This is a genomic window from Cellulomonas sp. plas2, assembly GCF_057221735.1.
Map to the genome: position 1 here is coordinate 471,611 of NZ_CM170155.1, position 12,793 is coordinate 484,403.

Genomic DNA, 12,793 nt, shown 5'->3' on the forward strand with positions numbered 1-12,793 from the left:
CCCGTCCCTGACGCTTCCTGGAGTCGAACACCCCTACGGTCTGCTCTCCCTCCTTTCGGCTCCTTCGAGGAGGTCGTGAGGCATCCACCGCTCAGCGCCCTGGGTCGCGACGCGGGAGCGAAGCGCCCTGTCTGTGCGTCGGGCGACGCCCGGCCGTCGGTGTGCGCCCGTTCATGTCCTAAACGCATCGCGGCTATCGCGGCTATCGGGGACAACGGGGCTGTTGGGTCAAGTCCCTGGAGGTGGTGTAGCGCTTCGGCGTGATCCCGCTATTGGTCAGGCAGTCAGGGCCAGGGGCTGGTCGGTCTCCTTTGCGTCCGTGGTGATGAGGTTGAGGCGGGCGCGGTGTAGGACGTCGAGGGCGAAGTAGCGGCGTCCTTCGGCCCATTCGTCGTGCTGCTCGGCCAGGACGGCTCCGACGAGGCGGGTGATGGAGTCGCGGTCGGGGAAGATCCCGACGACGTCGGTGCGGCGGCGGATCTCCTTGTTCAGGCGCTCGTTGGGGTTGTTGGACCAGATCTGGCGCCAGATCTCTCGCGGGAACGCGGTGAAGGCGAGCAGGTCCGCGCGAGCGGCGTCGAGGTGGTCGGCGACCGCGGGCAGCGGGCCGGCGACGGAGTCGAGGAGCTTGTCGAACTGGGCGTGGACCGAGGCCGTGTCGGGCTGGTCATAGACGCTGTGGAACATGGCCTTGACCGCCGGCCACGAGCTCTTCGGGCAGACGGACATGAGGTTCGCGGCGTAGTGGGTCCGGCAGCGCTGCCAGGATGCTCCGGGCAGGTTCGCTGCGATCGCCTCGACGAGGCCGGCGTGGGCGTCGGAGGTGACCAGGCGGACCCCGGCCAGGCCGCGGGCGACCAGGTCGGCAAAGAACGCGTTCCACGCTTCCTTGGTCTCGCTCGTGGTGACCTTGCAGCCCAGGACCTCCCGGTGCCCGTCACCGTTGACGCCGGTCGCGACCAGGACCACGGCGTTGATCACACGTCCGGCTTCACGGACCTTCATCGTCAACGCGTCGGCGGCGACGAACGTGAACGGGCCGGCCTCGGCGAGGGAACGCGTGCGGAACGCGGCGACCTGCGCGTCCAGATCGGTGGCCATCCGCGAGACCTGCGACTTCGACAGTGAGGTGATCCCCAGGGACTGCGCCAGCTTGTCCATCCGCCGGGTGCTCACCCCGAGCAGGTAGCAGGTCGCGACCACGCTGATCAGGGCAGCTTCGGCGCGCTTGCGCCGCTCGAGCAGCCACTCGGGGAAGTAGGTTCCGGTGCGCAGCTTGGGGATCGCGACATCGATCGTGCCGACCCGGGTGTCCAGGTCCCGGTGGCGGTAGCCGTTGCGCTGGGCCACCCGGTCCGGGCTGGGCTGGCCCCACTCGGCGCCGCAGACCGCGTCGGCCTCCGCCGACAACAGGCTGTTGATCACCGTGCCGAGCAGGTGACGCATCAGGTCCGGGGAGGCGTCGGCCAGGGCCTGGCCCAGGACGCCGGCAGGGTCGACAATGCGAGGTGCGGTCATCGTGATGCTCCGATCGAGGGTGCTGTGGAAGGTTCACTCGAAGGATCACGCGGTGACCGCGTCGTCGTCCACGACGACCACGGCCCCCGCGCTACACCACTATCGGGGACTCAACTGGCTGTTGGTGCGTCAGCGCCTCGGGTCTGAGTCCGTCGGAGCCGACACGTTGGCAGGGCCTGAGCGCAGCGGACCGGGCGCTTGAGTGCGGTCGGCCAGCGACCGCAGGTAGGCGTTGTACTCCTCGAGTTCAGGGTCGTCGGTGCGGCGGTCGTTCACGCGGTTGCGGCGTTCCTCGTCCCGGTGCCAGCGCGCGGCCAGCACCAGCACCACGATGAGGTTCGGCAGCTCCCCGTACGACCACGCAAGGCCACCGGCGAGCCGTTGGTCGTCGAGAACCTCGACCCCCCAGGCCGTCGGAGGATGAGCGAAAGCAGCCACCATGGGCTGCGGGGCCATCATGATGAGCACCCCGAAAAAGGCGTGCAGGGGCATCTCCACGGCCATGTCTGCCAGGCGCGCTCCATGCCCCTGCCGGCGTGGCAGCGGGTCGGTGGACAGCACGGGAGCGGTGAACAGCAGCCCCGAGATCAAGAACATGACCTCCAGGGCCAGGTGCCCCTCCCAGCGCTGCAGCAACCAGCTGCCGGTGCTGCTGAGGTACACCCCGTAGAACAGAGCCAGGAACAAGGGCACCATGACGGCCGGATGCACGGCGGCTCGAGCCGCCGACGAGCGCAACGCCCGCAGGGCCGCAGCCCGCATCCACCGTCCCCGCCCTTGCGTGGGGGTGGCCTTGAGCAGCAACGTCCCCGGCCGTCCCAGCACCAGAAGCATCGGGACGGCGATCATCAGCGTCAGCTGCTGGAACATGAAGACCGAGAACATCTCCAAGCCGTAACCCTCGATGTCGGCCCCGGTCACGATGATCAGCACCAGACACCCGAGGAAGAACAGGGCGCTCTCACGCGCCGGCCAGCGCCGCCCGGCGCGCCACATCCGCACTGCACCGGCCAGGTACGCCACTACTAGCAGCAGCCCGAGCGCCGGTAGCACTGGCACCGGCTGCGGAGAGGTCCACGACAGGTACGCGGCCAACGAAGGTGCCTGTTGCGGCAGGACCGCGGCCCCGTCGAACTCCCCCAGCATCAGGTGCCCCTTCCCGCCCCGGCTCGGCCGTGTCCCAAGCCCGTCTCGAAGGTAGCTGGCTTAGCATCCCGGCCATGCCTGAGCCCTGCCGCTCGCCGTGGGCACGTCTGGGCAGGGCCCGCGCTGTGGCGTGGTGCACCTCCCTGCTCCTCTGCGCGACGCTCGCCGCACCGGCTGGCCCGGCGCCCGCAGTCGCTGACGACCTGGACGAGCGTCGTGCGGCCGCGCAGCAGCGAGCCGAGGCGGCCGCCGGGCAGGTCGAGCAGTTGCAGGCCTCGGTCGAGGGTCTCAGCTCTGAGCTTGCTCAGGCGGTCCTGCAGCTGCAGCAGACCCAGCTTCGACTGCCGGCTGCGCGAGCCGAGCTCGCCCAGGCTCAGGCCCAGGCCGACGCCGCGGACCGCCAGGCGCTGATGCTGGCCGACCGGCTCAGAAGCGCGCAAGACCAGCGCAGCGCACTGACCGAGACAATCGCGGCCTCCCGCAGCCAGGAGAGCCAGGCGCGCGATCAGATCGCTGAGCTGGCTCGCTCGATGTACCGGTCCGGGCCCTCGGACCCCCTGCTTGCCGCGGTCGTCGACGCGGGCGATCTGGAGGACTTCCTCGAACAGTCGCGAGCAGTCACGACCAGCACCTCCAGCACGGCACGCATGTTGACCGAGCTGACCGAGCTGCAGGCGGCCAGCCGAAACGCCCAGGCTCGCCTCGAGGCAGTCACCGCCACGCTGGCCGACCTCAAGGCCGAGGCCGACGCCCGCGCTGCCGAGGCCGCCCGGGCCCGTGACGTCGCCGCCGAGCGGCAGGCGGAGATCGAGCGGCTCATCGCTGAGCAGACCGCTCGGGAGCAGACCCTGACCGGGCTGCGCGCTCAGGCCGAGGCTGAGGCCCAGGTCGCCGAGCAGCAGCGCGCGGCCGTCGAAGGTGAGCTGGCGGCGATCATCGCCGAGCAGCAGGCGGCCGCTGCCGCGGCTGCTGCCGCTGCCGCCGCGGCAGCCGCAGCGCAAGGAGCGCCGGCGCCTGCGCCTCCTGCGCCGCCTGCCGCTGCTGCGAGCCCCGGTTCCGGTGCCCGATTCGTGAACCCGACCTCCATCAACCCGATCTACGTCACGTCCCGGTACGGCATGCGGTTGCACCCGATCCTGGGCTACACCCGGCTGCACGCGGGCATCGATCTACGCACCTACTGCAACACCCCGCTGTACGCCCCGGCGGACGCCACGGTGCGCTGGTCGGCCTGGCGCGACGGCTTCGGCAACCAGGTCATGCTCGACTACGGGCAGGTCGCCGGGGCCTCACTCATGACCAGCTCCAACCACCTGACCCGCTCCGTGGTCAGCGCAGGCCAGCAGGTCCGTGCGGGCCAGCTGATCGGGTACTCCGGCAACACCGGGTTGTCCGGTGCCTGCCACCTGCACCTGGAGGTGTACCGCAACGGCACCACCACCGACCCAGCGCCGTACCTCGGCCTCTGACGCCGCCCATCGCCGTCGAAGATGCTCGCAGTGGCGATGGCATCGCCGGGGAACTGTGCCGCGACCCGGTTCGTTAGGGGCGCGAGCGCACTCGACAGGTGGAAGGAACCATGGTCATTCGGCAGTCGGCCAAGCAACGGGCAGCACAGGTCGCGGCGATGCGTGCGGCGCAAGAGCGCGCGGCGAAGCGGCGCGAGCGCGGCATCATCGCCGCGGTGACCGGCCTGGGCCTTCTGCTGGTCGGCGGGGCCGGTTGGGTGATCGCCCGGGAGGCGCAGAGCCAGAGCCAGCTGGAAGCGGCCGCGGGAGCGCCCATCGAGGGTGTGCGGGAGTACGAGGGGCTGTCCCAGGATCACGTCAGCGGCACCGTGTCCTACGAGCAGGACCCCCCGGTCGGCGGTGACCACGCGGGGACCTGGACCAACTGCGGTGTCTACCAGAGCCCGTTGCCGGCCGAGGAGACCGTGCACGCCCTCGAGCACGGAGCCGTCTGGATCAGCTATCGGCCTGACCTGCCGGAGGAGCAGCTCCTGGCGCTGCAGGACACCGTCAGCGACCAGCCCTACACGCTGATGAGCCCAGACCCGGATCTGAGCGATCCCGTGGTGCTCAGCGCCTGGGGGGTGCAGCTGGCCGTGGCCGAGGCCACGGACGAGCGGGTCGAGCTGTTCGTGCAGAAGTACCAGCAGGGCGAGCAGACTCCTGAGCCCGGCGCTCCCTGCACCGGCGGTGTCACCCCGGCATGAGCGACACCCTCTCGCCCCCGGAGGAGGGCACCACTCCTCTCAAGGACGAGCCTCGCCGAAGGCGCTGGCGGCCGCTACAAGTCGTGGCCGTGACCTGGACCCTGCTGTTCGTGCTGCTGCTCGGTGCGATGGCCGGTCTGTGGGTCGCTCGCGGCGGCCTCTCCTCCTCGCCGGCCGACCGGTCCGTGGACGTCGGCTTCTCCCGAGACATGCAGCAGCACCACAGCCAGGCCGTGCAGATGTCGCTGCTGCTCCTGGAGCGGTCCGGGGACCCAGAGGTGCGCACCCTGGCCACCGATGTCCTGCTCACCCAGCAGCAGCAGGCGGGACAGATGTACGGCTGGCTCGTCCAGTGGGGGCTGCCCCAGACGTCGTCAGCTGCTCCGATGGCGTGGATGACCAGCGAGGCCGTGCCAGGAATGGCCGGCATGGGCGGCACGGGCGGCATGGACCACAGCGGGGCGACCGAGACCGCCCCGATGCCGGGGATGGCGAGTGCGGAGGATCTGCAGCGCCTGACGCTGGCCGCCGAGGAGGAGGCCGACCGTGCGTACCTGCAGCTGATGATCCCCCACCACGAAGCGGGGGTGGCGATGGCGACGGCGGCCGCCGAGCGCGCCGAGACGACGCCGGTACGGACGCTGGCACAGCGGATCCTGACGTCGCAGAACGCCGAGTTGGACGTGCTGCGCACCCTGCTGCAGGAACACGGCGGGTCGTGAAGCGCCTGCCGTCCCAGACCAGGGCTGGTGGAGACCACCTTTTGCGCACTGTGGTGATCCTGGGCGTGGCGGTGCTGCTGGGACTGGGGTGGGGCGTGCGGGCCGGGCTGGACTGGGCCGAGGAGCTGCGCCGCGCTGCAGCGACGCCTTCACCGGCGCCTACGGCGTCCGCGTCAGTCCCGCAGCAGAGCTGACCTCGAGGGACGACAGCGGAGATGGCGACACGTCCGTACCGACCGGAGGGCCTCCAGGACGCACTGGCGCCCGAGGAAGTGGCGTCGCCGGCGCTCGGCAACGCCGCGACCTCCAGTGCGCCCTTGGTCGCCGCGACGGATGAGCGCGAGCAGCGCCCGGACGGGCGGCCGCAGCTGCCCCAGCTGAGCTGGCTGGGCTGGGGCCGGTGGGCCTGGCGCCAGCTGACGAGCATGCGTACGGCCCTGCTGCTGCTGATGCTGCTGGCGGTGGCGGCCGTACCCGGGACGATCTTCCCGCAGAACGCCCAGGATCCCGTCGCGGTCGTGGAGTATGTCGACGAGCACCCCACCACTGGCCCGTGGTTGGACCGTCTGGGGTTCTTCGACGTGTACTCCTCGGTCTGGTTCTCGGCGATCTACCTGCTGCTCAGCACATCGCTGGTCGGCTGCATCGTGCCGCGCTCACGCGCTCACCTGACGGCGCTGCGCGCCCGGCCTCCGCGCACCCCGCGCCGCTTCGACCGCTTCCCGGCCCACGGTCGCGCCAGGACCGCGGCCTCGCCGCAGGACGTCGTGGCCCGAGCGCACGCCGATCTGCGCGCCGGATGGCCTCTCCTGCGCTTTGTGCCTCGTCACCGCGTCCAGGTGCTCGACGAGGGCGCCGGAACCTGGTCGGTCAGCGCCGAGCGCGGCTACCTGCGCGAGAGCGGCAACCTGCTGTTCCACCTGTCACTGGTGGGGCTGCTGGTCGCGGTCGCCACCGGTCAGATGCTGCACTACCGCGGCCAGGAGCTCGTGATCCAGGGCCGCGGGTTCGCCAACGCCGTGGTCAACTACGACACCTTCGAGCAGGGCACGGCGTTCGCGTCCGACAGCCTCGTGCCCTTCACGCTGCGTCTGGACCGGTTCGAATCCCGCTTCGACGAGGAGACGCTGCAGTCGCGCTTCTTCCGCGCCGACGTCACGGTGACGGAGCCGGGGCAGGCGCCCCAGGCCACGTCGATCACGGTGAACAACCCCATCAAGGCCGGTGGTGCCACCGTCTATCTCATGGGCAACGGGTACGCCCCGCAGGTCACCGTCCGGGACGCCTCGGGCGAGGTGGCCTTCTCCGGATCAGTGCCGTTCCTGCCCCAAGACGCCGTCTACACCTCGCGCGGGGTTATCAAGGTCCCGGACGTCTCCGCCGAGCAGGAGCAGTTGGGCCTGGTGGGCTACCTGCTGCCGACGGCCGAGCAGTACGGACCCCAGCTGTGGCGCTCGGTCCGCCCCGAGCCTCTCGACCCGCTCCTGGTGCTGTCGGTGTGGACGGGGAACCTCGGCCTGGACACCGGTGTCCCGCAGAACGTGTACCAGCTGGACGAGTCCCGGATGCGGCAGATCCTGGACGGGCAGGGCCGACCGGTGACCCTGTACCTGCGACCCGGGGACAGCGTCGACCTGCCGGACGGGCAAGGCACCCTGACGTTCGAGGACCTCCCGCGCTTCGCCGCCTTCGACTTGCGGCACGACCCGGCCCTGGGATGGGTCCTGACCTTCGCACTGTCGGCCTTCGCCGGATTGGGCATCTCTCTGTTCGCCCCCCGGCGACGACTGTGGCTGCGCGCCGGCCCGCATCCGGCCAGCACGGGCACGCTCGTCACTGCCGCGGGACTGGCGCGCGGCGAGGACATCCACCTGGGCCACGACGTCGAGCGCCTCCTACGCGCTGCCCTCGCCACCCCTGGCAGGTAGGGGGTCGCCGCCAGCCCTTGCCGACCGATCCTTCACCTCGGTGGGACGGCTGACGATCTGTCCGGTGCTATGGAGACGACCACCGCGCCCCTGACTCCTGCCGTCCTGCAGGGGCCGCATGCAGCACGTGGGCCTCGTGGGCACCGGCTACGTCGGGGACTGAGTCCGGTCGTGGTGGTCGGCGTGCTCGGGGTAGCCCTCCTGCAGCTGGATCGCACTCTCGAGGGGTACCGGTGGTCGCAGCTGCCCAGCGACGTCGCAGCGATCGGCGCCCCAGCCCTGGTGCTGGCTACCGTGGCGACGGTGGTCTCGTACGTCGCGATGACCGGATACGACGCCCTTGCGCTGCGGTACGTCGAGCACCCGCTGCGGTACCGGCGGTACGCGGCGGCCTCGTTCGTGGCCACCGCCGTCGCCAACTCGACGGGAGCATCGGCGGTCGTCGGTGCCGTGCTGCGTGCCCGCGTCTACGCCGCGTGGCAGGTCCCTGCCGCCGTGATCGCCCGCCTCGTGGGGTTCAACGCGGTGACCCTGGCGCTGGGCTTAGCAGCGCTGTCCGCCCTCGGCATGATCTCCGCACCCGGACGGGTCGGGGAAGCGCTCCGCGTGAGCCCGTCGCTGGTCGGCGCCGGCGGCGCCTCGCTGACGGTGGCCCTCATCGGCTACGTGGCGTGGGCACGCCGCGGCGGGCGACCCCTGCGCTGGCAGGACGTGCGGATCAACCGGCCGGCGCGCCCGCTCGCCGTGGCCCAGGTGCTGCTCTCGACGCTCGAGATCGCGACCATGGCGGCGGCACTGTGGTTCTTGCTGCCGGTCGGCTCGCAGGTCCCGTTCCTCCCCTTCGCCGCCGCCTTCGCCATCGCCACGCTCCTGGGTTTGCTCAGCAGCGTGCCGGGCGGTGTCGGCGTCTTCGAAGCCGTCCTGCTCGTCCTGCTGGCAACGTCTGTGGACCCGCTTGTCCTGGCGCCGGCACTGGTGGCCTTCCGGCTCATCTACTACGCGGTGCCGCTGCTGCTGGGCGCCGCCGTGCTCGCCGTCCTCGAGGCACGGCGCGGACACGCCGGGCGCTCCCGACGCCCGCGGGTCGACCTCGCGCAGCACCTGTGTGTCTGGGCGCCGAGAGTCCTCGCCGTCGCGGTGGCAGGTGCGGGTGCGGTCCTTGTGGTGACCGGTGACCTCGCCGGCCTGGCGCACCGGCTGACCGTTCCGCGGCCGGGGGTTGGCCTGCTCGGGGTGGGTCTTGTGCTGCTCGCCCTGGGTCTGCGTCGACGCCTGCGGGAGGCGTGGCTAGGCACCCTGCTGGTGCTTGTGCTGATGACCGCCCTGTGCCTGGTCCTGCAGGCCCCGATCACGGGCCTGGTGTCGCTGGGCCTGCTCGGCGCTTTGGCGGCGGCGGCCCGGGTCTTCGATCGGCGCAGCCACGTCTTCACCCACTCGCGAGGCTGGACCTGGTCCGCCGTGGCCACGGGTGCCGCCGCGACAGCGATGTCCTGGTTCGCCTGGCACACCTCCTCGACCCAGGACGAGGGCTCGGGGTTTGCGATCGTCCTCGACGGCGCGCATCCCGTGTCCGTCCGCCTCGCCGCGGCCGTCGGGCTTGCCGGTGTCCTCGTGGCGGGCGCGCGTCTGCTCGCCCCCGTGGTGCCCGGCCCTGCCACGGGTGGCCCTGACGACCTAGCCCGCGCCGAGGACGTCATCGCCCGCTTCGGCAAAGCTTCCGCTCACCTGGCCTTCACCGGTGACAAGCGTCTGCTGTTCAGCGCCAGGGGCGACGCGTTCCTCATGTACCAGGTGCAGGGCCGCAGCTGGGTCACCATGGGCGACCCCGTCGGCGACCCCACCCAGTTCCAGGAGCTGTTGACCGCCTTCGTCCAGCAGGCCGAGAGGCACGACGGGCGACCGGTGCTGTACGCCGTCGGCGACTCCTTGGCTCCCCTTTACCGCGAGCTCGGCCTCGGCCTGAGCAAGCTCGGCGAGGAAGCCCTCATCGACCTGCGGTCATTCGGCCTGGCGGGCCGCGACCGCGTGAAGATGCGGCGCTGGCGCAGCATCAACGAGCGCGCCGGGTGCAGCGTCCAGATCCTTGCGCCCGAGGCCGTCCGCCCCCTGCTGCCCGAGCTGCGAGCCGTCTCCAACCAGTGGCTGGCCGGACGCCGCGCGTCGGAGAAGCGGTTCTCGCTCGGCCCGTTCGAGGACGACTACGTGATGCGGTTCCCCCTAGCCGTTGTGCGGCGCGAGGGCCGGGTCATCGCCTTCGCCACGTTGTGGGTGGGGCACGGTGAGGGCGAGGTTGCGATCGATCTCATGCGCCAGGTGCGCACGGAGGTGCCCAACGTCATGAACTACCTGTTCCTGGAGGTCATGCTCTGGGCGAAGGAGCGCGGGTACTCGACCTTCAGCCTCGGCATGGCGCCGCTGTCGGGGCTGCGCACCGACGCGACGGCACCGGTGTGGGATCGCATCGGCAGGCGCGTCTTTGCTCATGGCGACGCCTTTTACAACTTTCGCGGCGTGCGGCACTTCAAGGAGTGCTTTCACCCGCGGTGGGAGGAGCGTCACGTCGCCGCCCGGCCAGGGCCGGCCTTCCCCAAGACGATGCTCGACGTCGCGACCCTCATCGGCGGCGGGGTCGGTGGCATGTCCGCGGGGCTGCGCACCATCGACGCCGAGGCGGCTCGCCAGCTGTGGCACTCGGCCTCGGCTCAGGCACGCCGGCGGGCCTGGGCACCACGAGCGGGAACGATGTCCACGGCGGTTCCCGCCCCTCGCGCCGAGGCGGACGTGCCCGCGGACCAACCGGCGTGACGCACGCGCGGCGGACGTCCGACGCGGCGGACCGCGTCGGGATCCGCGTCGGGTCCCTCAATCGGACGCTGGTCGTCGTCGGGTCGCGCGAGGGACCGCCGGGGCGAGACCTGGTGCTCGCCCTGCACGGGTCGGGCCAGAGCGGCTCCGGTCTGCGTCGCGTCACGGGGGCGGCGCTCGAGGTACTCGCCACCCGCGACGGCGCGGTCCTCGCCTACCTCGACGGCTACCGGGGGAACTGGAACGACGCGCGGCGTCACAACCGGTTCCCGGCACGTCGTCGTGATGTGGACGACGTGGCCTTCGTGCGCGCCGTGGTCGACCTGCTGACGTTCACGCACCACATCGATCCTCGCCGCGTGCATGCCGTCGGATACTCCAACGGCGGTCTGATGGCGCTGCGCCTGCTCCACGAGGGAGAGTCCCCGCTCGCCGGTGCTGCCGTCGTGGCCATGACCATGCCCGTGCCGCAGGACTTCCTGCTACCCGCCGGCCCTGCGACCCGACCGGTCCCGGTGCTGCTGCTGCACGGCACGGCGGACCGCGTCGTGCCCTACGGCGGCGGCCGTGTGCCGTGGTGGGTGCGAGTGGTCTTCCAGGTCGACGGCACCGCTTTGTCGGCCCCGGCTACGGCTGCCTACCTGGCTCGCCGCAACGGCATCCTCGCCACGCCCGTCCTCACTCCACCGGATCTATTGGCAGCACCGAAGCAGGGGCGGTGGGCGGCGACCCGGGGTACGCACGTGGAGCACCTGACGTACGCCCAGGACGGGCTGCCGCCGGTCGTGCTGGTCACGGTCCACCGCGGCGGGCACACGATCCCCGGGCCCCGACGCGCACCTGCGCGTCTCGGGCGCACGGCCGCCGTGCCGACCGCGGACCTGGTTGCACGGCTGCTCGGCGTCGGCGCACCTTCGTGCCGGACGTGACAGCCCCGGCCATTGCGGAGGACCGGGGCTGTTGCCACGTGGGTTCTCGTCAGCTGGCCGGCTGCAGACGCAGCGCGTTGCGCATGGTGAAGTACAGGTCGGTCTGGTCGGTCAGGCCGAGCACGTTGGTCGCGCGGGGGCCGAAGGCGGCGATGCGGACCTGGGCGCCGGTGTGGGCCTGGGAGTCGCCCTCCTCGGCGGTGCCGTAGGCGATCGTCATGGGCGCACCGTCCGCCGTCAGGAGCGTGCGCGTCAGACCGGGGGTGGTGCTGCCCGGGTAGACGATCTGGCTGGAGTGGGCGTGGTCGGCGGTGACGACGACGAGGGTGTCGCCGGCGGTCTTGGCGTACTCGAGCGCGACCTGCACGGCCTCGTCGAGGTCGACCGTCTCACCGATCTGGCCGCAGGGGTTGGCGGCGTGGTCCTGCTTGTCGATGGAGGCGCCCTCGACCTGCAGGAAGAAGCCCTTGTCGTTCTCGAGCAGGTCGATCGCCTTGGTCGTCATCTCGGCCAGGGTGGGCGCGGTGCCGTACTCGGGGTTCTCGGTGCAGGTGACCGGCTCCTCGGCGCCGCCCGTGACGGTGGCCAGGGGGCCCTGCCAGCGCACGGGCAGGTTGCCGTCGGCGAACAGACCGAGGACGGGGGCGTCGTCGTCAGCGCTGGTCAGCGCCTCGAACTGCGTCTGGTCGCCGACCAGCTGGTAGCCGCGGGCGTCGGCCTGCTCGAACAGCGTCTGGCCGGCCCAGTCGCCGGCCTTGGCGACCTCCTGGAAGGAGGTCGCGCCGCCGCCGAAGGTGACGTCGGCGCGGGTGTCGAGCAGCTGCTCGGAGATGGACCCCAGGCCGCCGTTCTCCAGCGCGTTCTCCGGGCAGTTCGTCGAGGTGCGCTCGGGGCCGTAGCAGCTGCGCAGCGAGACGTGGGAGACCTGGACGGCCGGGGTGGCGTCCTGGATCTCTGAGGTCGAGACGTTGCCGGTCTTGAGGCCGTTCGCCTTCGCGAGCTGCAGGATCGTCTGCTGCGGCTGGCCCTCCAGGTCCACGGAGACGGCGTTGTTGTAGGTCTTGGTCCCCGTGGCCCAGGCCGAGCCGGTGGCGGCCGAGTCCGGGACGTAGTCGGGCAGCCCGGTCTCGCGGTCCAGGGAGTACGTCGTGTACTGACCAGTGAAGGGCAGGGCATCGATGCCCGCGAACTCCCCAGCGGCGCCCTTGGCATAGTTGCGTGCGACCGTGATCTCGGAGTCACCCATGCCGTCGCCGACGAGCAGGATCACGTTCTTGGCGTACTTGCCGGAGATCTGCGCGCGGACCTCCTGCGTGTTGTCGGCGGTGGTGGTGCGGCGCGCGTCGCCGTTCCCGCTCAGTCCGCCGACCGCCGCCCAGGCGCCGGCCCCGCCGATGACCATCGACCCTGCGACGGCCGCGACCAACACCGGGCTGGTGACTCGCTTGCTCATGGCTCTCCTCGTGACGTGTCCGTCCTGCGGCGAAATGCCGAGACTGATCACATCCCGTCCGAACGAGGAGCGGGCCA

General features: G+C 71.2%; 9 protein-coding genes. 6 read left to right on the forward strand and 3 right to left on the reverse strand.

Annotated features, from left to right (window positions below; translation table 11 throughout):
• Positions 1 to 276: 276 nt before the first annotated feature.
• Together AC2TDM_RS02080 and AC2TDM_RS02085 are read right to left on the reverse strand one after the other, a co-directional pair.
• Entirely contained in the window at positions 277 to 1,518 is a 1,242-nt protein-coding gene (locus AC2TDM_RS02080) for an IS256 family transposase (protein ID WP_484635682.1), read from the reverse strand.
• Positions 1,519 to 1,647: 129 nt separating this feature from the next.
• Positions 1,648 to 2,664: a cytochrome c oxidase assembly protein gene (locus AC2TDM_RS02085; protein ID WP_090033037.1), complete on the reverse strand. Its 1,017-nt coding sequence runs from the start codon at positions 2,662 to 2,664 to the stop codon at positions 1,648 to 1,650.
• A gap of 74 nt (positions 2,665 to 2,738) precedes the next feature.
• Between AC2TDM_RS02085 and AC2TDM_RS02090 the strand changes: the two genes are divergently transcribed.
• The 6 genes from AC2TDM_RS02090 to AC2TDM_RS02115 all read left to right on the forward strand — a co-directional run bounded on the left by AC2TDM_RS02090 (position 2,739) and on the right by AC2TDM_RS02115 (position 11,263).
• On the forward strand, positions 2,739 to 4,133 hold the full coding sequence (locus AC2TDM_RS02090; RefSeq protein ID WP_139224421.1) for a M23 family metallopeptidase: 1,395 nt from the start codon (positions 2,739 to 2,741) through the stop codon (positions 4,131 to 4,133).
• A gap of 110 nt (positions 4,134 to 4,243) precedes the next feature.
• Complete coding sequence (locus tag AC2TDM_RS02095) at positions 4,244 to 4,879, forward strand: thioredoxin-like domain-containing protein (RefSeq protein WP_090033040.1); 636 nt, start codon at positions 4,244 to 4,246, stop codon at positions 4,877 to 4,879.
• An 89-nt stretch (positions 4,880 to 4,968) separates the two neighbouring features.
• Positions 4,969 to 5,601 (forward strand): DUF305 domain-containing protein, encoded by a 633-nt coding sequence (locus AC2TDM_RS02100; protein ID WP_484635683.1) that lies wholly within the window; start codon positions 4,969 to 4,971, stop codon positions 5,599 to 5,601.
• Between the two features lie 215 nt (positions 5,602 to 5,816).
• Positions 5,817 to 7,529 carry a cytochrome c biogenesis protein ResB gene (gene resB / locus AC2TDM_RS02105; RefSeq protein ID WP_090033044.1) on the forward strand — a complete coding sequence of 571 codons (1,713 nt, stop codon included), beginning with the start codon at positions 5,817 to 5,819 and terminating at the stop codon, positions 7,527 to 7,529.
• A gap of 69 nt (positions 7,530 to 7,598) precedes the next feature.
• The gene (gene mprF, locus AC2TDM_RS02110; protein WP_484635684.1) at positions 7,599 to 10,334 is read left to right on the forward strand and encodes a bifunctional lysylphosphatidylglycerol flippase/synthetase MprF; all 2,736 of its coding nucleotides are present in this window, start codon (positions 7,599 to 7,601) and stop codon (positions 10,332 to 10,334) included.
• Complete coding sequence (locus AC2TDM_RS02115; protein ID WP_175499496.1) at positions 10,331 to 11,263, forward strand: CE1 family esterase; 933 nt, start codon at positions 10,331 to 10,333, stop codon at positions 11,261 to 11,263. The genes mprF and AC2TDM_RS02115 overlap by 4 nt, the downstream gene beginning before the upstream one ends.
• Before the next feature lie 49 nt (positions 11,264 to 11,312).
• Here AC2TDM_RS02115 and phoA read toward each other — a convergent pair whose 3' ends face one another.
• Positions 11,313 to 12,716 carry an alkaline phosphatase gene (gene phoA, locus AC2TDM_RS02120; RefSeq protein WP_239078665.1) on the reverse strand — a complete coding sequence of 468 codons (1,404 nt, stop codon included), beginning with the start codon at positions 12,714 to 12,716 and terminating at the stop codon, positions 11,313 to 11,315.
• Positions 12,717 to 12,793 lie beyond the last annotated feature (77 nt).